The sequence below is a fragment of the Paraglaciecola sp. G1-13 genome (assembly GCF_055809255.1).
Genome location: NZ_CM147903.1, coordinates 3,438,282 through 3,458,144, shown reverse-complemented (window position 1 = coordinate 3,458,144; position 19,863 = coordinate 3,438,282). Strand labels below are relative to the sequence as shown.

Sequence of the window (19,863 nt, the reverse complement as noted above, 5' to 3'; positions counted from 1 at the left end):
TAGTGTCAATTGTGTATGACGAATTTATGACAGCTATATCGCAGCCTTGTACGCCTTGCTCATCGTAGACTTAGGCTTTACAAAACAGCCAAGCCCGATGTAAATCTATTTTGTTGGTGTTGAGCTGATATCAACCACCAAGTCGTCGGCGATGGACTCTAATGCATCACTCAACTCATCCAAATCGAAACCCTCTTCTATGGCAACTAATGCGTTAGCTTTAAACAGTAAACCACCCCAATTAGGAGCGCTGTCGCAGGTGGAGTCAAATTTAACAATGTTGAGGTTAAAGCGATTCAAAATCGTTGTAAGCTCTTGCACGATCCCAGGCTTGTCATTGCCCATTATGTCTATTTGAACTGTTTGAGTGTGGGCGGCAAGGTTGTTATCCCCTTCGACCAAATTGATAGAGAGATCCGGATGGGTAGAGAATTGCTCTATTAATGCCGCTTTTTTCTCCTCAGGCAATTGAATTTCAACAAAGCCAGCGAAGTGACCTGCCATGTACGACAAGTTACTGCCAAGCCAATTTCCGCCCAATTTGAACACTGATTGAGCAAGTGAGTCGACTAAGCCACGCTTATCCTTACCAACAAGTGTAAAAATCAATGATTTCATATTAATGAACCTCGCGTTAAAGTGATGCTCTAGGTATTGAGATTCAGCATAGCGTAGAATCATGGTGAATGTGTGTAATTTTTCCTTAATAATCAATTGATAGTATAATATAGACCTTCCAAATTTAGCTCTGATTGCCGAGCAAATGTGACAGTTTATTGAAATGCCAATTGAGCGCTATTATTACCATGTGTTGTAAAACTGATACGAAAAGCACGTCACTGTCATGTTACTGTCATTTTTCTTCAGGTATCATGCGCGACGATTAAATTCGAATTGTAGTATTTAAACCATAGAGATACTTAACGTATGCCAACAAACACATTTCTTGGGGTTTTCGCAAAATCTCCCCTGAAGCCGCTTGAAGATCACATTAAAGTGGTGAACAAATGTAGCCAAGGGCTGCTTCCATTTTTTAATTCTGTTTTCGCCGGCGATTGGGAAAAAGCAGCACTATTTCAGAAAGAAATTTCTAATTTAGAAAAGCAAGCTGACACGCTTAAGCGAGATCTTCGCATCAGTTTGCCCCGCGGTATTTTTATGCCCATTCAGCGTCAAGACGTTCTTGAGTTGTTAACCCAGCAGGACAAAATTGCCAATAAAGCGAAAGATATTTCTGGTCGCGTGTTAGGTCGACACATGGATATTCCAGTGATCATGCGTGAAAGCTTCATGGCTTACTTGGAGCGTTGCCTAGATGCAACGAAACAAGCAAAACGTGTGATAAACGAGCTAGAGGATTTACTTGAAACTGGGTTTCGTGGACGTGAAGTGCGCCTAGTGGAAGATATGATCGTCGATCTAGATAAAATTGAAGATGATACCGACGTCATGCAAGTTGCTGTACGTAGGGAGTTATTGGAATTAGAGTCACAGCTTAACCCGATTGATGTCATGTTTTTATACAGCATCATCGAATGGGTTGGGGAGTTGGCTGATATTTCAGAGCGAGTTGGTTCAAGACTCGAACTCATGTTAGCCAATTAAGAGAAAGCATTAATGGATATTTTACAAACATACGGCTTCACACTCATTGTTGTAGCTGCTTTGGTCGGTTTCCTCATGGCATGGGGTATTGGTGCAAATGATGTAGCAAATGCCATGGGCACATCTGTTGGCTCTAAAGCTTTGACTATCAAGCAAGCGATTTTGATTGCTATGGTATTTGAGTTTGCCGGGGCTTATTTGGCGGGCGGTGAGGTAACGTCCACCATTCGTAAAGGTATTTTAGATTCGTCCTACTTTATTGAAAGTCCCGAGTTATTAGTATACGGAATGATATCCGCGTTACTTGCGGCTGGTATTTGGTTGGGCTTTGCTTCTTATCTAGGCTGGCCGGTGTCAACTACACACTCAATTGTGGGCGCACTAGTGGGCTTCGCCGCTGTAGGAGTAAGTGCTGATGCTGTTGCTTGGAATAAAGTCGGTGGCATAGTGGGGAGTTGGGTGATAACCCCTGCTATATCGGGTTTCATTGCTTTCCTTATTTTCCAAAGTGCGCAAAAACTCATTTTTGATACTGATAAGCCATTTAACAACGCTAAACGTTATGTGCCTTTTTACATGGCCGCAGCGGGCTTTGTAATGTCGTTGGTGACGATCAAAAAAGGCTTGAAGCATATTGGTTTTGAAATTGGAGCCGCAGAGGGATATTACGTCTCTATCGCCATCGCTATTTTGGTAGGGATTGTCGGTAAGTACGCAATAAATCGCATTAAATACGATGAGAAAGCAGACAAGCGTACCCATTTCGCTAACGTTGAAAAAGTGTTTGCTATTCTGATGGTCGTGACGGCATGCTGCATGGCATTTGCCCATGGTTCAAACGATGTAGCCAATGCGATTGGGCCGCTGGCTGCCGTCGTTAGTATCATTCACAATGATGGTGAAATAACCAGCAAAGCCGGGTTGGTCTGGTGGATTTTACCGTTAGGTGGCTTAGGTATTGTTGCAGGTTTAGCGCTTTTCGGTCACCGAGTTATCGCTACCATAGGAAATGGTATTACTCACCTTACTCCTAGTCGTGGTTTTGCGGCAGAGCTTGCTGCAGCATGTACCGTGGTAATAGCGTCTGGTACTGGCTTGCCTATTTCAACCACGCAAACCTTAGTGGGGGCCGTATTAGGTGTCGGCATGGCGCGTGGTATCGCCGCGATTAACTTAGGTGTAGTGCGCAACATAGTGGTGTCTTGGGTGGTAACCTTGCCCGCAGGCGCTGGCTTGTCAATATTGTTCTTCTTTGTCCTTAAAGGTATTTTCGCTCCATAGGGACACATGTTGGCGGACAGCCGCCAAATAAAAACAGAACCCGTGTACTCTCAGCCTTAGGGCTAGGTACAGGTTCTGTTTTTTTATACGTGAAATTCACCTAATGGCGTTGGTATCGAAGAAAATTTAGCCCTTTGGCGCGACTGTAATATAACCGTTATAAAACTGTCATATTATGGGCAGCTAATTTGAGTCTCTTATGAAAATAGTTGAATGAAACCAAGTACTTTATCGATAATTTGTGCATGTGTGTGGACGCTAATCAGCGCTCCAGCAAACGCTATGCGCGACTATATCGATGTTGTCGGCTCTTCAACTGTGTATGCCTTCTCAACGGTCGTGGCTGAACGTTTCGGCAAAACCTCACCGTTTCATACACCCAAAATTGAATCGACAGGCTCTGGTGGAGGGTTGAAATTATTCTGCCAAGGTGTGGGAATGAAGTTTCCTGATATTGCCAATTCATCTCGGCGGATCAAACCATCAGAAATTGATCTATGCCAGCGAAACGGTGTTCACGAGGTGATTGAAATCTTGATCGGCTTTGATGGGATCGTGCTTGCACAAAGTAAATTGGCTGAAAGTATCCCGCTAACACGCCGCGAACTTTACTTAGCATTGGCTAAAAGCGTGCCAAATCCAGATGGTAGTGCAACCACCATCGATAATCCGTTCATAACGTGGCAAGACATCAACCCTAGATTGCCGAACATCGAAATCCAAGTGTTTGGTCCTCCCCCGACTTCAGGCACAAGAGATGCTTTTTCTGAATTGGTACTCGATTATGGTTGCCATACCTTTGCTTGGTTAGCTCAGATGAGTGAGCCACAAAGCCAGGCACAGGCAACGTCAAAAGAAGCCAGAATCCGAAAAAGCCAGCAAAGACGCTTATGCCGGATGTTACGGGAAGACGGCGCTTACATTGATGCGGGGGAGAATGATAATCTGGTTGTGCAAAAATTAAATGCCAATCCAAATGCGCTGGGTTTATTGGGCTTCAGCTTTCTTGATCAGAATAGAGACCGCATTAAAAGCGCTAAAATCGATGGATTTCTTCCGAGCTTTAGCTCTATTGCCAATGGTGATTACCCTATTTCAAGGCCACTCTACTTTTATGTTAAAAAAGCACATATTGGCATGATCCCAGGAATAGAGGCGTTTATACGCGAATTTATCAGTGATAATGCGTCCGGCGAAAGTGGCTATTTGCCGCGCAAGGGTATGATCCCACTGACCAAATCAGAACGCCAAGCCATCGAATATCGAATCAACGCCTTGCACCCAACTATGCATCAATAGATAAGATATACGCGCTATGAAAACCCCGACACTCATCATTCTGACCCTTCTATGTGCTGCAGGCGCTTATATTTTAGTGCGTAATCGTGCGTCTGATATCGCCTATCGAGCTGGCAAAAAGCCTGCGCTCCACTCGTTACCTTATTACTACGGCATGCTTAGCGCGCTTTGGTGCGCCTTGCCTTGCTTGTTGATCGTGTTTGCTTGGACTGTCCTCGATGATTACGCAGTTCACGCCGCTATTGTGAACTTGTTACCAGAATCGGTGCAAGCCTTGCCCGCAAGCGAAATTGATTTGATGGTCAATACCGTGATTAATCTAGCCTTGTATCCTAATGCGTTACTGAGCAGCAGCACGCCAGATTACCTCATTCAAGCAGGGCAAGATTACTTGCGATGGCAGCAACTTAGCCAGCTTAGTCTATCGGTCGTGGTGTTGGTTACTTTGTTTTTGGCTTTTTCGTTATGTTGGGCGCGAATAAAACCCAAAGTGAAGGCGCGTCAACAAGTAGAGCGCATATTCAAATGGACACTCCTACTGTGCGCTAGCATCGCTATTTTGACGACTATCGGTATTGTGGTGTCGGTATTATTTGAATCCTTGCGATTTTTCCAATCTGTGGGCTTTTTTGAATTTATATTCGGCACACATTGGAGCCCTCAGACGGCATTGCGTGTTGATCAAGTAGGCGCCTCCGGTGCTTTTGGGGCGGTTCCCTTGTTTGTAGGAACACTGCTTATTTCCTTTATTGCCATGCTGATTGCCGTACCAGTGGGGTTGATGTCAGCGATTTATCTATCAGAATACGCTACCCCAAGATTGCGCGCCATCGTCAAACCTATGCTTGAAATTTTGGCGGGTATACCCTCGGTTGTGTATGGTTTTTTCGCGGCACTGACCGTGGCACCGTTTATTCGTCAATCCGGCGGCTTTCTCGGCTTAGAGGTATCCTCTGAAAGTGCGCTGGCTGCAGGCTTAGTGATGGGCGTGATGATCATCCCATTTGTCTCATCTTTATCCGATGATGTTTTAAAAGCGGTGCCTCAGTCACTACGTGATGGGTCATTAGGATTAGGGGCAACACAGTCTGAGACCATCAAGCGGGTGGTGATTCCCGCGGCGTTGCCGGGTATCGTCAGTGGGGTGTTATTGGCGGCATCACGGGCGATTGGTGAAACCATGATAGTCGTAATGGCTGCTGGTTTGGCCGCGCATCTTACGGCAAATCCACTTGAGTCAGTGACTACTATTACCGTGCAAATCGTCACGCTATTAGTAGGCGATCAAGAATTTGATAGCCCTAAAACCTTGTCTGCATTTGCTTTGGGCTTAATGCTGTTTACCGTGACGTTAGCCCTCAACTATGTGGCCTTGTACGTGGTGCGCCAATATCGTGAAGAGTACGAATAATCATGGGTAAAGCCAGTCACAAATTGCCCTTTACTAAGGTACCTAGCACCATCGACTTAGTTAACCGGAATCTTGCTAAACGTAAGCGCGCTGAATGGCGTTTTCGTGTGTACGGCATCGGGGCCATCCTATTTGGCTTTGCCTGTTTGCTCATTCTGTTTAGCGATATTATCAGCAAAGGACATGGTGCTTTTTTTAAGACCCAGATTCATTTACAGGTTCATTTTACCCCCCAGCGTTTGCAGGTATCACAGCCCGGTGCTATCGAGCAATTCAATAATGCTAACTACGATAATATTGTTCAGGACGCGCTATTTGCAGACAATGCACGTATATCGCCCGCATCATTGAGTGCTGTGGATAAGCGACAATTGCTGAGTTTGATCAGTACCGGGGCGGTGTACAGCCTGAGGGAAATCTTGACTGATTCACCTAGCGTATTTAACCAATCCGTGGGGATATGGCTAACGGTCGATGATGATGTGGATAATTACGTCAAAAGTCTTGCCCATGGCGGAAAGGGGTACACTGGCCGTTTGAGTCAGCAGCAGCAAAGCTGGGTAAACCGCTGGATTGAAAACGGGCAAGTAAGGCAAAGGTTCAATACCACTTTTTTTACGTCAGGTGATTCCCGAGAGCCAGAGCAAGCGGGTATTCGCAGCGCACTAATGGGCTCTTTATATATGTTGCTGGTCACCATTGGCTTGTCGTTTCCCATAGGTATTGCCGCTGCGGTGTACCTAGAGGAATACGCGCCTAAAAATAGAGCCACTGATTTCATTGAAGTGAATATCAACAACTTAGCCGCAGTGCCCTCAATTATTTTTGGGCTGTTGGGGTTAGCCATTTTCATCGGGTTTTTCGATATGCCGCGCTCAGTTCCATTGGTGGGCGGATTGGTATTGACCTTGATGACCTTGCCAACCATTATTATTTCAAGTCGCGCGGCGATTAAAGCGGTACCCTCCTCTATAAGAGATGCAGCTTATGGACTTGGCGCATCGAAAATGCAGGTTGTGCTGCATCATGTTTTACCGCTTGCGATGCCCGGCGTGTTAACCGGCGCTATTATTGGTTTCGCCCAAGCATTAGGTGAAACGGCCCCATTACTCATGATAGGCATGGTGGCATTTATTGTGGATGTGCCCGCGGATTTAATGGATCCGTCTAGTGCTTTACCCGTACAGATTTTTCTTTGGTCAGATAGCCCAGAGCGTGCCTTTGTTGAGCGTACCTCAGCGGCAATCATGGTGTTACTCGCTTTTTTAATTTCGATGAATGGCTTAGCGGTTTGGTTGCGCCATCGTCTTGGTCGCAGTCATCAATAGTAGGAATAGGTAGTGAATTCAAAGTCAGGATACAACCGTTTGTTTGACCCTATGGCTGAGACAGGCCAGGCCTTAGATTTTTCTCAGCATGGCCTGGGGCAAAAAACCGTCGGTAACTCTTTTTCAGCGAAGGCTAAAATGTCGGTGCGTAATTTGAATGTGTATTACGATGACAAGCAGGCCATCCACGACGTGAGTTTAGATATTAATCGCAATGAAGTGATGGCGATGATTGGCCCATCAGGTTGCGGTAAATCCACTTTTTTGCGCTGCCTTAATCGCATGAATGACACCATAGAAAACTGCAGTGTTAATGGTGAAGTCACGCTTGATGAACAGGATATTTATCATAAAAAGCAAGATGTTGTACCGCTGCGTGCGAGAGTCGGTATTGTGTTTCAAAAGCCCAATCCGTTTCCTAAATCGATATACGAAAATGTGGCCTACGGGCCAAAAGTGCACGGATTGGTTTCACGACGTGCCCAGTTAGATGAGATTGTCGAAGACAGTTTGCGTAAAGCTAGCCTGTGGGATGAGGTAAAAGACCGCTTGTTTTCTCCTGGCACCGGCCTATCCGGCGGGCAACAACAACGTTTGTGTATTGCTCGTACAATAGCGGTAAGCCCAGAAGTTATTTTAATGGACGAGCCCTGTTCAGCGCTTGACCCCATTGCAACGGCTAGAATAGAAGAGCTGATGGCGGAATTAAGCCAAAACTTTACCATCGCCATAGTCACGCACTCTATGCAACAAGCCGCTAGGGTGTCGAGTCGAACGGCTTATTTCCACATGGGGCGGCTTATCGAAGTAAACGACACACGCCGCGTATTTACCAATCCAGAGCATGAGCTTACCGAAGCCTACATTACCGGCCGATTCGGTTAACCTAAGGAGCATAATATGGAACGCCATATTTCTCAGCGCTTTGACTCTGATTTAGAAGCACTGAAAAGCCAAGTCCTAGAAATGGGCGGCATAGTTGAGCAACAGATTATCGATTCAGTCAAAGCCATAGAATCTGTTAATAGGCCGCTAGCCGAACACGTTCTGGAAGTGGAAGACGATGTCGATCGCCGTGAGGTACTACTCGATGAGAATTGCACCATGATCTTAGCGTGTCGCCAACCCGCAGCGTCAGATCTACGCATGGTGCTATCGGTCACCAAAATGACCCGTGATTTAGAAAGAATGGGAGACGAAGCGCAAAAAATCGCTCAAATGGCCATTGCGTTAAGTGATGATGGTGCAGCGCCAGGTGGTTACGAAGAAATTCGTCACATGGGCGCATTAGTACAAAAAATGGTGAATTCAGTGCTGGATGCGTTTGCTCGTTTTGATGCGGACAAAGCCTTAGATGTCGCTCGGGCCGATACCCAAGTAGACAGAGAATATAAATCCGCTATGCGTGAAATTGTCACCTATATGATGGAAGACCCACGCTCGATTGGCCGCGTTATGAATATTTTATGGGCGCTTCGCTCAATTGAGCGAATTGGCGATCATGCGCGTAATATCGCTGAACACATTATATATCTGGTCAAAGGGTATGACGTGCGTCACACCAGTGTGCATGAAATAGAAAAGAGACTAAACAAGTCTTAATCCCTATTATCGTGGCTGAAACGCGCGCCTGAAACGCGTTTTTCAGTGGTTCTACCTTGTTTCTGTCTTTCGTTCGCTGGAGTCGCTTTCTCCACACGCTGCCAACTTTTCATAAATTATTCACATAACTGTCATTTTGTCATTCAATCGTCACAAAAGTGTCATACATTGCGCGCAATTCAGTACAATGCCCCATATACTGAACATGCGAACAAATATCGTATGTTTTTTGGCATTGATAAAGCACAGTAAGTCGTAATCTCGATACCCATAGTGTTAGCCAATGGCAGGTTGCAATCAGGGACAATCAGACAAGAAGTCATTAATAATTTGATTGCTAGATACCATTGCCCTTTGCATAAGGTTACGGCTGTATAATTGGAATTCGTTTATATGAAGATTAAATCTCCCCTAATTGCCTATTTTTCGTTAGTCGCCTTATTGCCCATTAGTGCCGATGCACAAACTATTAGTGACGAAGATTTAGCCTCGCTCATTAAACGCATCAATCAGTTAGAGCAGAAAGTGCGGTCATTGCGCAGCGAACTGGACTCTGTTGGCTCCGAGCCGGTTGACTCCAAGCAGGTTGGCTCCGAGCAGGGTGGCTTAGCGCAAAAAGGACAGAAACAAGACCAGAATACTAGTGTGGTTGCTAATGAAGATGCAGCACCTGTCTCTATTAAGTGGAAAGGTGCCCCTGAGATTAAAGGCGATGGCGGGTGGAGTGTTAAACCCAAGGGGCGCGTGCTTTATGATTTCAATACCCTTTCGTCTGTGCCTTCAAGCATTGATATACCAGGAGAAGGTTTTTCCAGTGAAGCTAGGCGTCTTCGATTTGGGATTCAGGGTACGATGCCAGGGGGCTTCGGTTACAAACTTATCGCTGATTATCTAGATGGCGTAAAGCTAACGGATGCCTACTTTACCTATGAAGATGGTCCTTTAAAGCTTACGCTCGGTCAGCACAATACCTTCCAAGGGCTTGAAGAGTTATCAAGCAGTAATGATACGAGTTTTGTAGAGCGTGCAGCTTACACAGATGCCTTCGGTTTTGAACGTCGAGTGGGCCTTTCTGCTACTTATAAGCTCAACGACTTTCTCCTCGAAGGTGGCGTGTTTACTGATAACATTGATGATTTAAACGATGGTAATAATTCGTTCAGCGTGGATGGTCGAGTTGGATACACTACCGTTGTCGACGATACTTTTATTCACTTGGGTAGCTCAGTACATGTGCGAGACTTAGGCAATGAAATTGACAGTATTCGATACCGTCAGCGTCCGTTTGTTCACAGTGTTGATACCCGTTTTATTAATACAGATGACATTTCTGGCGCAACGGATGAATTCAGTTATGGTCTTGAAGCGGCGGTCATTGCTGGGCGTCTTCATGTCGTAGCTGAAACTCATTGGGCTCAAGTAACTCGTTCAGAATTTGCTGACCCGACCTTTTTTGGTGGCTCTATAGAGGCTGGCTACTATTTAACCCAAGACACGCGCGAATACAAAGGCGGCGTGTTTAAAGGTGTGAAAGTAAACGACCCTGTTAGCAATGGTGGAACAGGGGCGTGGCAGATTAACATTCGCTTTGACCGACTCGACTTGGTTGATGCAGGTATAGTGGGCGGTGCACAGGATGCCTACATGGCATCGCTGATTTGGACCCCCATAAATGAAGTACGCTTCCTATTTAATTATGCTCATCTCTCCTACACAGATGCCCTTAATATTGCAGAAGGGGCACCAAACGACTTTTCTGTAAATGTTATTGGCTTAAGAGGACAACTAGGGTTTTAAGCCGGTACGGACATCGCTTATTGTCATCTGTGACGCTAGATAGCACTCGCGAAATGCCTGCGACTTGTCGAATTAACGTCAACGAACGCGGGCAATACTGTTGTCAGGAGCGGCTTTAGCATTTACCGCCTCACTTTCACTTTTGAGCAATAAAAAAGAATGCAAAATCAACAAGAAACGCCTGCATATTTGATTTAAACTTGGCTTATCAATCGTTTTTATTAATGAGTCTCACATGAAGTGGCCTAATCTTAAACACCTGCATTATCTTGTTACCTTGCACCAAGAGCAGCATTTTCACCGAGCTGCTGATCATTGCCATGTAAGCCAATCCACATTAAGCACTGCCATTCAGAATTTAGAAGAGCAGTTTGGCTGTCAATTACTTGAGCGTGAACACAAAACCTTTGTTTTTACGCCTTTTGGATTGGAGCTAGTTGAGCGCAGCCGCCGGTTGTTAAATGAAGCCAATGAGCTGGTAGATTTCGCCCAAACGGCCGGGGATTGGCAATCTGGTAACTTGAAAATAGGCGTGATCCCTACCATTGCGCCGTTTTTTTTCGAGGGTTTGATCAGTGCAGTGCAACAAAACTTACCTGGTATCACGTTGCAGCTTCAGGAAGACACCACCACTAATTTACTCAGCCAGTTAAATGAAGGTATTTTGGACTTACTGATTTTAGCCTTGCCCATGGAAACCCCAGGCTGCAAACAGTTGGTGATTGGCCATGATCCGTTTCATCTGATTGCCCATTCTGATTTAGTGGATACTTTGCCAATGCCTATGGATGTTTCTGCATTGCCAGCCAAAAGTGTCTTTTTGCTGCAGCAAGAGCATTGTATGACCGGTCACGCGGTAAGTGCGTGCAACTTACGCCATAAAGAGCAAGTCAATACACTTGCCGCCAGCAGTTTGTACACCCTAGTGCAGCTTGCCAACAGTAAGCTGGGCTTTACCTTTATGCCTGAATTAGCCATACAGAATCATATTCTGAGTACTTCAAAATTGGTCTCGCTACCGGCAGAAGACAGTGCATATCGTGAAATTGGCCTTGTGTGGCGCAATGCAACCACACGTGTTCGCTTGTTTCGCTATTTAGCTGAATTGCTAGCGCCTTTGACACCAATCCCCACCTTGAAAAAATAAATTTTCTTTTATTCAAACTTTTCAAACCGGCCTTTCGACTTTATTTATAGTCAACACAATAGGGAATCGATTTGGTGTTTGAGAAGAGTGACGAACAGTTAATAGAGAAAGCACTGAAAGGACATAAAAAATCCTGGTTTAGTCTACTCAAACGCTACGAAAAGCCTGTTTATCATTACGGGCTGCGCATGACCGGGAATAACGCTGACGCGCTGGATCTGCTGCAAGATGTGTTTATTTCGGTATTTCGCAATCTTGCCACTTACCGGGGCGATGGGAGTTTTAAAGGCTGGTTATTTAGAATTGCTCACTATCGTTGCATCGAGTTTTATCGCCGTAAGCGCCCGATGCAAGGGCTTGATGATGCACCGGACATACCCTGCGACACCGCACCCGTTGACCAATATATAGAGAACACACAGCGTAATGCGCAATTGGTCAGTGCGATGCAGCAATTGCCTTTGGCACAAAAATCAGTGATAGAGCTGAAATTTTTTGGGCATTTTACCTTTGAAGAAATCGCTGAACAAACGGGCATGTCGGTTAATACGGCAAAGTCTCGTTTGTACAGCGCGTTATCTAAAATGAAAACCTTAATGGAGGTGGATTATGTCGAACTATGACAACGCCGAACTTCTGGCCTTGTGGCTAGAGGGCAAACTGACCCCAAAACAACGGGACGAATTTGAACAGCGCTGTATCCAAGATAGTCAATTTGCTGAGCAGGTAGATGCGGCCGCTATGGTTAAAATAGGGGCTGATGATTACTCCTCGTCTGAGGTTCCACAGTGGAATAAAGGCGCTACCTTCGAGCCCCAGCAAGCCAATAACAGTGGGTCCTGGTTATCCGGTGTATCTTTGGTGACGTCAGCGCTGGCTATTGTGCTGGTGTTAACGGGTACGCAAGTCACCACTTCTGAGGGGGAACTGCGTATTCGCTTCGGTTCAGGACAGACAGAACAGGCATTAGTGAAATTAGTTGATAGCAAGTTAGATGCGTTTAAACAAAATCAACAAGACGCATTTACCTTGTATGCACAAACGTTGCAGCAACAGCAGTTAGAAAGCGCAAGCCAACTGACAAACTATTTGTTGAGTTCAAGTCGCAAGGAGCGCCGCGAAGACTTTGCCGAACTGATTAAGTTTGTTAATCAGCAGCGCAGCGATGATCAACTCTTTTATGCGCGCCAACTCAATCAATTACAACAAGACGTTTATCATGATGCGACTGGCGTCGCATTAGAAAGTATTCAACAGTAGAGGTAGCCCTATGAACATGTCTAAACGTATTTTCGCTCTCAGCACAGTGCTTGTCGCCATGTGGTCATCCCCCGTTTTAGCTGACACGAATAAGCAGGATTTGACCGGCGAGCTGGAAATAATGAGCAGTATTTTGCAAACCGCACTCAAGCAAGATAACCAAAGAGGAAGTTTGAGTATACGAGATATCGGCTATACCTATCTGCAAAATCAAGGCGTGGTATTTAAACTGGATTTAAATCGCTACGGTAGCAGGCAAGTGTTCTTTACTGATGGTCACCCGTCAGTGCCTGTCGCGCCGCTTGCGCCTAACGTTTTTGACATGCAAGACCTCGATATCGACATTCACATGGACGAAGATGAAATTGAGGATGCAGTAGAAGACGCCATGGAGCGAGCTAAGTATTTATCCCGGGAGTCCAGCAGTAAATTGCGGTCTCTCGGTGAAAAACTGCGGGAGTTTTCACGGGAACAGCGCGAATATGAACGCCGTAGCCGAGATCTTGAGTTTGAAAAAAGCAACAGTAACAGCGAACGTAAAGCTCGCATCGAAGAGCAGTTAGGCGAGTTAAACGCTGAGCTCAAAAAGCTTCAAACAAAACGCACAGAAGTGGAAAGATACAAAACTAAAATCGAGACTGAGCGCCAAGCGCAATTACAACAACGAAAAGAGGCCGCCGAACAAGAACGTAAGCGCTTTTTAGCCAACTTCGAACAGAATTTAGGCCAGGTGTTATGCCGCTATGGTGCTGGGCTTAACGCCCTTGATGATAAAGAGCATGTAAATTTTGTACTTAGCAATTTTGCTTCATCGACCAGCAACAGTAATCAAGACCGAGTCTACGTCTTCAAGCACAGCGACATTCAGGCTTGTGTAAAAGATAAAATCAATCACGAGGCACTGCTGAACAATAGCCAAGTGTATGCTTTTTAGGTTTAGTATCATCACTAGAGCGTTATTGTATTTCGCTCATTTTCATCAGTAATCAAATGTTTACAAAGAGGCGGCTATAACCTAAATTTAGCGGCCTCTTTGTGTAGATAGCTAAAAATACAACCGCCATTTTCTTTAAATAGCTTTCTTTAAATAGTTTTCTGTAAACAGCTTTATATAATCTTTTTATCTCAATCCCTATATAACCCTTTATCACCGACACTTATTGGTAATTGTCCTGCTCGTTTCATAAATTGTTGTTCGTTTATAGCTGTCGATGCTTTCAAGCATGATGGAGCCTTGATTTTCGCCAGCCGCTAATGTGGTTATTAATTCGAGCATAAGTATTAATTTGAAAAGGGTATCAAGATGAATATTGCAAACATGACGGGTCTTGAAATGATGCAGGCCGTTGCCAGGGGCGATTTGCCGCATCCCAATATGGCGAGCACTATCCCAATGAAATTTATTTCGGTGGAAAAGGGCGTGGCCATTTTTGAGGCTACCGCCGATGATAGACATATTAATCCATTAGGTGGCGTTCATGGCGGCTTCGCTGCGACAGTAATGGATTCGGTTACCGGATGTGCCGTGCATAGTATGTTGGACGTGGGCGTCGGTTACGGGACAATTGATTTGAATGTGAAAATGCTCAAGGCCGTGCCTAAAGACACACCGTTAAAAGCAGAAGGCAGGGTCATCAGTATGTCAAATTCACTCGGCGTATCACAAGGTAAGCTAATTGATGAATCGGGGAAAGTTTATGCTTATGCGTCCGCGACTTGTATGATTATGCGACCTAGGGCGTCCTAGCCAGTTTTTTCTTTTTGTAGATGCTTTGCACAGCAGCATGCTAATTGTCTGCAAAGTGTCATTTTTTGTGGGCATAATCGCCTTTTTATTTTTTGGAGTAGGTAATGGGTTTTAAGGGTGTAACTAGTCACTTGGCGAAAAATATATGGCTCAAAGGTGCCGTCGTCGTATTAGCGTTAGGGGTAAATGTAACTGCATTTGCCGAAAATAGAATTGATACCCAGCGCCCTGATGCCCCTGAGCTTGCTGCTTATGGTGAGCACAGCATTGGCGTACGCCAGCTTGAAGTGGCGAACCCGAATCAGATTGAGATGCTAAAACTCGACCCCACTAAACCAGAGCCCGCAACGTTGCCCCGTTACGATCGGCCGCTTACATTAGAAGTTTGGTACCCAGCGCAAAAAGGCAGTACGGGCAATACTACTCTTAAGGCTTATATACGTGATGGTAAAACCGAAGTGGATTTACAGGGTAAGGCTGTGCGAGATGCTAAGCCTGAAATGACTGACAGCGCTTTTCCGTTGGTGCTTATTTCACATGGATACCCGGGGAATCGTTTTTTGCTCGCGCACTTAGCTGAAAATATTGCTTCGAAGGGTTATGTAGTGGTGTCTATCGATCACACCGACTCAACTTATCGCACTAAAGCGGCGTTTTCTTCGACTTTAGTTAATCGCCCAGTGGATCAGCTTTTCGTGTTATCACAAATAGAGGGCATGGCGAAAGACAAAGATTCATTTTTGTACGGTTTAGTTGATACCTCTGACACCGGTCTAATCGGGTATTCAATGGGAGGCTACGGCGCGGTGATTAACGCCGGGGCTGGGGTAACTGAACAAGTGGTAGCGAGCAAGCAAAGCCCGCCGTTTGGTACGCTCAAACGTCATCAGTCAGGCATTAAGTCAGGGGCAGACAAGCGTTTAAAGACCGTTATAGCGTTTGCGCCATGGGGTATGAATTACCACATGTTTAGTAATGATACCCTTAAAGAAATCAGTGTGCCTATGTTGCTCATTGCAGGCTCTCAGGACGACGTATCGGGTTATGAGAACGGCGTTCGTGCCATTTGGCAGGGGGCTAGCAACGTGAATCGCTCACTTCTGACCTATGATAATGCCAATCATAATGCGGGTGCGGTGATGCCGGCACCAGAAGAGTCCTATATGTTTGATAAGGAATTAGGGTTTAATATCAGTGAGCATTATATCGATGCTGTTTGGGACAATGCACGCATGAACAATATTGCACAGCATTTTGTGACCGCATGGCTAGATAAATACTTGAAAAACGATACGTCTAAAGAAGCGTATTTGGATATTGTGCCCGATTCAAACGGCGGTGTTTACGCCCTCGACGAAGAAGGTGAGCCGAAACCAGAACATACTTATTGGAAAGGCTTTGGAAACCGCACGGCCAAAGGACTGCACTTCGAGACCTTAGCGCCTAAAAAATAACAACGATAGTAACTCCCTTAGGCTATGGATTGGTAAGTGGGATGGTAGATTTGTTTTGCCATTGTAAACACGGCGCTGTGTTTACAATGGTGGTTCCGCGTTTACTGTAAACGCTATTTTTTTCAGCTTCTTATCTACCGCTTTCATCTGCTTCTTCGTTTTTCTCATTTTCTACTCTCATCTTTCTTGATTCACTTGTCATGGGAACACACATGGTTAAATAATACGGTTAAATATCACGGTAAAATTTACACAGCCTCCTACCTATTCGCTTGATTGACGCCTTCTTTTTTTCATAAGCTCATGATTTTTAATTAATATTTATCTGGCGCTGCTTTTGCTTTGCTCTCTACTACAAACGCTTTACTACACAGTAATACGCTTCTTTGAAATACAAGGCGTTGCAATGTAAAGCATTAAACAGCAAGCATTTATACACAAAGCAGGGCATTAAAATGGATATTATTCCTGAGCATCTTATTAATTTTGAAATCGATCTTCAATTGGTGGTGTATCACCTGTTCCAGCTAGGCCTGGCATTTCTGTTTGCGTTGCCCATTGCCTTGAACCGAGAAAGTGGTTCAAAAGGCGCGGGGCTGCGTACCTTTCCTCTGGTGGCACTAGCGTCGTGCGCGTTTATGCTCATTGCTATGAATGCTTATGCTGAAGGTGACGGCGAGGCAGAAGCAAGAGTGATGTATGGTATCGTCACGGGGATCGGCTTTATTGGTGGTGGCGCTATTTTTAAGCAAGAAAATGGCGCCAGTGGCACAGCAACCGCAGCGGGCATATGGAATACTGGGGCGATAGGTGTGGCAGTGGCCTATCAAAACTACGAAATTGCGCTGATTTTATCCTTGATGAATTTCTGCATTTTCCGGTTCGCCCGTAGCGTCAAGGTTCAAAGAGCGAAGCACCTAGACGATTAAGCCCGTTGGAACGCAGAGTGTTGAAGCTTAAAACCGCAAGGGGTTTTGGATCGGCGAAACGAGCTACAGGAGCGTGCATGATTGAGGTCGTTTGAAACAACACAATTGATTTCAGCTTCTGGGGGAGCACGTTTTTGTTGTTCACTGGATGTTATACTCAGTTTCACGCTGGTTTTTGCATTTTACAAAACACCAACCAAAACGGTAAATAGAAAGGCGAAAAAACGAAAACTACAAGGTAAAGTAATTCATAACGTCGCGTGCAATACATCAAACTAAACCATCAGGCAATCATGAGACGCTGGGTGGCTCCGGCCAAAAGAGGGACACAAAAATGAAAACGAATATAGTGCTATTACTCACTGCGATTCTGCTAGGTGGCTGTGAAAGTCAGCCTGACTATCGTGAAGCGACCAAAGGGGGTTTTGGCTATACCGAAAGCAAATTTACTGACACTCAATATCGCGTGAACTTTAAAGGCCGAGGCACGGACAAATCAAAAGCAATGGATTACGCCATGTTGCGCGCCGCGGAACTGACCTTAGAGCAAGGTTACGACTGGTTCGTAGTCACAGACAGGGAAACCTTAGTGGATAAAGAAAACGTGCAACTTAGCCCGCAGGTTGGTTTTAGCCGCCGCTACGCCACAGTAACCGACTGTGGGGCGTTGACCTGCCGGACCTCTCGCTTTCCCCGCAGTCAATTCGAGACAGGCGTGTTTATTGGCGGCTCTGAGCAAAGTGAAATTGAGAGTATATTAAATATTGAGATGGGTAAGGGGGCACAACCTAATTCAGGTACCAGTTTTGACGCGACGCAAGTGACAGAAAATTTAGGGCCGAAGAAAGACACATTACAGGAGTAATATACTCAACTGCCGAGTTTGACTTCGAGGCTGTAATTTACCTGAAAATAGCTCAACGCCAACAACGTTGAGCTATTTTATTTTTGCTAGTCACAGAGTACGAATTAGTAAGCGACGCTAATGCGCTGATTTACATGCTCAGCATTTTCTGCTTCATCCACTAAGGCTTTGGCGTAATCAGTGACCGATATTTTACTCTCACCGTCACTGTTGGTGAAAAATGCATCACCGCCAATACGAAATTGTCCCTCGCTATCACCTGGGTAGAGCACAGCCGCAGGGCTAACGAAGGTCCAGGGTGTTTTCGATTTAGTGCTGCGAAATACATCGAGGGCTTCACCTTGGGCGATGGCCTCATCTTTATATTCAGCAGGGAAGTCAGGTGAGGTAACAAGCGCTACACCCGGCGCTATTTCTAAACTACCGGCGCCGCCTACCCATATTAAACGTTTACTGCTGTTGGCAAGAGATGCCAGTAGGCGCTCAGCTGCTTTTGCGACTATTTCATGGTTACCTGCTGCGCGCCCACTAACAGACGCGATAACTACATCCGCATCGGCAACGACAGGCGCGAAATCTGCAGTGCTTTGTAAATCATAAACCCGGGAGGTAACGTCTTGAGCGTTTAACTTTGCAGCATCACGTACGATTGCCACTACTTCATGTCCTCGACTTTTCGCTTCTGTTACTACTGTGCTACCAACCCAACCTGTTGCACCTAAAACTGCGATTTTCATATTGTTTCTCCAATTGTTCACTGTGTTGCATTAAGAAAGTGAAGCCAGTTTACTTGTGTTGAAAAAAGTGATAAATACAGGTTAATGATTAATATTGTTTCACTTTGAGATGCTAATGGACCGGATCACATCATTGCAAAGCTTTATGGAAGTGGCGCGTTGTAGCAGCTTTACTAAGGCGGCAGATAGTATTGGATTAAGTCGTTTGCAAGTGACTCGCCACGTTCAAGATATTGAACAATGGTTAGGTTTACGCTTGTTTCATCGCACAACACGTAAAGTGAGTTTGACTATACAAGGCGAAGAAGCGTTGGGGTTTGCTAAGCAAATACTCAGTTCGGTTTCGGATCTGGAAAGCCGTGCTCATAGTCACAACCACGAACTCGTTGGGACCATTCGAGTTGCGACCCCAATTGGCCTTGGTCAAAATATGCTGTTTGATGCCATTCAAGCGTTTGTGGCTATTCACCCCAAAACCCATATTCAAATGGTGTTATCTGATGGGCTGTCGCAGCTAGTGGATGAGCGAGTCGATATTGCGCTACGCTACATTGATCAACCACATCAGCAGTTAATCGCTAGAAGGCTAATGCACATCGATAGCGTTCTGTGTGCAACTCCTGGCTATATTGCGGAGCACGCCAAATTGAATCAACCCAGTGATTTGCTCGCGCATAATTGTCTTGTTCACAGTAGTAACCCTCATTGGCGGGTGGTCAGTGCAACAAGCGACGAAAAAGTCCCTGTATCAGGCAACATACAAGCCAATGAAATGGGCGTTATTTTAAAGGCGGCGCTGCGCGGGTTAGGCATTGCGTGTTTACCAAGTGATTTGGCCAATCATTATTTGCTGAACCGTGAACTGGTTCAAGTGCTGCCTGATTACAACACACCTGGCAGTAATCTGTGGGCGGTGTATTTGTCTCGTGACCACCAGCAAAATGTGGTGCGGGCTTTTATTGATTTTCTCGTCGAGCGTTGGCAAGCGGATATAGTGCGGGTTACAAATTGATGAATATTGAAATATGAACTTTTATAGGATTGAGTATATCAATAGATAGAATTCTTTAAAATTTATCAAAAAAGGCTTTATATGCTCACTCATAAGAAGAATACATCGCGCTATTTACCTCAGGTGACAGTGTCAGTTGCGATATTGATGATGATATCTGCCTGTACGAATAAGCAACTCTACAAAGCAGGGCAGTCTTATCAGAAGAGTGAATGCGAGCGTTCAGCACTTTCTGACGTACAATTCAGAGAGTGTGAAAATGTGGAGGCCAAGCGTTTTGAAGAGTATGAACGTGAGCGCCAAGAGACGCTTGAAACCAGTAAACCTTAAAGTGGCGCGCGGTGAAGTATTTGTACTTTAGTTCAGGATGAGTATATTTTGACCCAGTG

Annotated in this window: 20 protein-coding genes; 18 read left to right on the top strand and 2 right to left on the bottom strand. The window is 45.3% G+C overall.

Annotation, left to right across the window (positions count from 1 at the left end):
• Window positions 1-105: 105 nt before the first annotated feature.
• Window positions 106-618: a glycine cleavage system transcriptional repressor gene (locus AC0L6N_RS14765; RefSeq protein WP_011576057.1), complete on the bottom strand. Its 513-nt coding sequence runs from the start codon at window positions 616-618 to the stop codon at window positions 106-108.
• A gap of 309 nt (window positions 619-927) precedes the next feature.
• Here AC0L6N_RS14765 and AC0L6N_RS14760 point away from each other — a divergent pair, with 309 nt between their 5' ends.
• The 16 genes from AC0L6N_RS14760 to AC0L6N_RS14685 all read left to right on the top strand — a co-directional run bounded on the left by AC0L6N_RS14760 (window position 928) and on the right by AC0L6N_RS14685 (window position 17,725).
• Window positions 928-1,605, top strand: coding sequence for a TIGR00153 family protein (locus AC0L6N_RS14760; protein ID WP_011576056.1), 678 nt, complete (start codon window positions 928-930; stop codon window positions 1,603-1,605).
• 12 nt (window positions 1,606-1,617) lie between these two features.
• On the top strand, window positions 1,618-2,886 hold the full coding sequence (locus tag AC0L6N_RS14755; protein WP_011576055.1) for an inorganic phosphate transporter: 1,269 nt from the start codon (window positions 1,618-1,620) through the stop codon (window positions 2,884-2,886).
• 213 nt (window positions 2,887-3,099) lie between these two features.
• Window positions 3,100-4,185, top strand: coding sequence for a PstS family phosphate ABC transporter substrate-binding protein (locus AC0L6N_RS14750; RefSeq protein WP_473475502.1), 1,086 nt, complete (start codon window positions 3,100-3,102; stop codon window positions 4,183-4,185).
• 16 nt (window positions 4,186-4,201) lie between these two features.
• A complete protein-coding gene (gene pstC, locus AC0L6N_RS14745; protein WP_473475500.1) occupies window positions 4,202-5,596 on the top strand; it encodes a phosphate ABC transporter permease subunit PstC in 1,395 nt (464 codons plus the stop codon).
• A 2-nt stretch (window positions 5,597-5,598) separates the two neighbouring features.
• On the top strand, window positions 5,599-6,924 hold the full coding sequence (gene pstA / locus AC0L6N_RS14740; RefSeq protein ID WP_473475498.1) for a phosphate ABC transporter permease PstA: 1,326 nt from the start codon (window positions 5,599-5,601) through the stop codon (window positions 6,922-6,924).
• Between the two features lie 12 nt (window positions 6,925-6,936).
• Window positions 6,937-7,809: a phosphate ABC transporter ATP-binding protein PstB gene (gene pstB / locus AC0L6N_RS14735; RefSeq protein WP_473475496.1), complete on the top strand. Its 873-nt coding sequence runs from the start codon at window positions 6,937-6,939 to the stop codon at window positions 7,807-7,809.
• Window positions 7,810-7,824: 15 nt separating this feature from the next.
• Window positions 7,825-8,526, top strand: a complete 702-nt coding sequence (gene phoU, locus AC0L6N_RS14730) for a phosphate signaling complex protein PhoU (RefSeq protein WP_011576050.1) — start codon at window positions 7,825-7,827, stop codon at window positions 8,524-8,526.
• A gap of 393 nt (window positions 8,527-8,919) precedes the next feature.
• Window positions 8,920-10,323, top strand: a complete 1,404-nt coding sequence (locus AC0L6N_RS14725; protein WP_473475494.1) for an OprO/OprP family phosphate-selective porin — start codon at window positions 8,920-8,922, stop codon at window positions 10,321-10,323.
• A 235-nt stretch (window positions 10,324-10,558) separates the two neighbouring features.
• Window positions 10,559-11,470 carry a hydrogen peroxide-inducible genes activator gene (locus tag AC0L6N_RS14720; RefSeq protein WP_011576048.1) on the top strand — a complete coding sequence of 304 codons (912 nt, stop codon included), beginning with the start codon at window positions 10,559-10,561 and terminating at the stop codon, window positions 11,468-11,470.
• Between the two features lie 74 nt (window positions 11,471-11,544).
• Entirely contained in the window at window positions 11,545-12,093 is a 549-nt protein-coding gene (locus AC0L6N_RS14715; protein WP_473475493.1) for an RNA polymerase sigma factor, read from the top strand.
• The gene (locus tag AC0L6N_RS14710; protein ID WP_473475492.1) at window positions 12,080-12,730 is read left to right on the top strand and encodes a hypothetical protein; all 651 of its coding nucleotides are present in this window, start codon (window positions 12,080-12,082) and stop codon (window positions 12,728-12,730) included. Before AC0L6N_RS14715 ends, AC0L6N_RS14710 begins: the two co-directional genes overlap by 14 nt.
• A 10-nt stretch (window positions 12,731-12,740) precedes the next feature.
• Window positions 12,741-13,664 carry a hypothetical protein gene (locus AC0L6N_RS14705; protein WP_011576045.1) on the top strand — a complete coding sequence of 308 codons (924 nt, stop codon included), beginning with the start codon at window positions 12,741-12,743 and terminating at the stop codon, window positions 13,662-13,664.
• Between the two features lie 369 nt (window positions 13,665-14,033).
• Window positions 14,034-14,477: a PaaI family thioesterase gene (locus tag AC0L6N_RS14700; RefSeq protein WP_011576044.1), complete on the top strand. Its 444-nt coding sequence runs from the start codon at window positions 14,034-14,036 to the stop codon at window positions 14,475-14,477.
• A 104-nt stretch (window positions 14,478-14,581) separates the two neighbouring features.
• Window positions 14,582-15,931: an alpha/beta hydrolase family protein gene (locus AC0L6N_RS14695; protein ID WP_011576043.1), complete on the top strand. Its 1,350-nt coding sequence runs from the start codon at window positions 14,582-14,584 to the stop codon at window positions 15,929-15,931.
• Between the two features lie 455 nt (window positions 15,932-16,386).
• The gene (locus tag AC0L6N_RS14690) at window positions 16,387-16,860 is read left to right on the top strand and encodes an MgtC/SapB family protein (protein ID WP_011576042.1); all 474 of its coding nucleotides are present in this window, start codon (window positions 16,387-16,389) and stop codon (window positions 16,858-16,860) included.
• A gap of 334 nt (window positions 16,861-17,194) precedes the next feature.
• The gene (locus tag AC0L6N_RS14685) at window positions 17,195-17,725 is read left to right on the top strand and encodes a CC0125/CC1285 family lipoprotein (RefSeq protein WP_011576041.1); all 531 of its coding nucleotides are present in this window, start codon (window positions 17,195-17,197) and stop codon (window positions 17,723-17,725) included.
• Window positions 17,726-17,829: 104 nt separating this feature from the next.
• Here the strand turns inward: AC0L6N_RS14685 and AC0L6N_RS14680 are convergent, their stop codons facing one another.
• Window positions 17,830-18,462 (bottom strand): NAD(P)-dependent oxidoreductase, encoded by a 633-nt coding sequence (locus AC0L6N_RS14680; RefSeq protein WP_473475489.1) that lies wholly within the window; start codon window positions 18,460-18,462, stop codon window positions 17,830-17,832.
• A gap of 115 nt (window positions 18,463-18,577) precedes the next feature.
• Here AC0L6N_RS14680 and AC0L6N_RS14675 point away from each other — a divergent pair, with 115 nt between their 5' ends.
• A complete protein-coding gene (locus AC0L6N_RS14675) occupies window positions 18,578-19,474 on the top strand; it encodes a LysR family transcriptional regulator (RefSeq protein ID WP_473475488.1) in 897 nt (298 codons plus the stop codon).
• Between the two features lie 81 nt (window positions 19,475-19,555).
• Window positions 19,556-19,804 carry a hypothetical protein gene (locus AC0L6N_RS14670; protein ID WP_011576038.1) on the top strand — a complete coding sequence of 83 codons (249 nt, stop codon included), beginning with the start codon at window positions 19,556-19,558 and terminating at the stop codon, window positions 19,802-19,804.
• Window positions 19,805-19,863 lie beyond the last annotated feature (59 nt).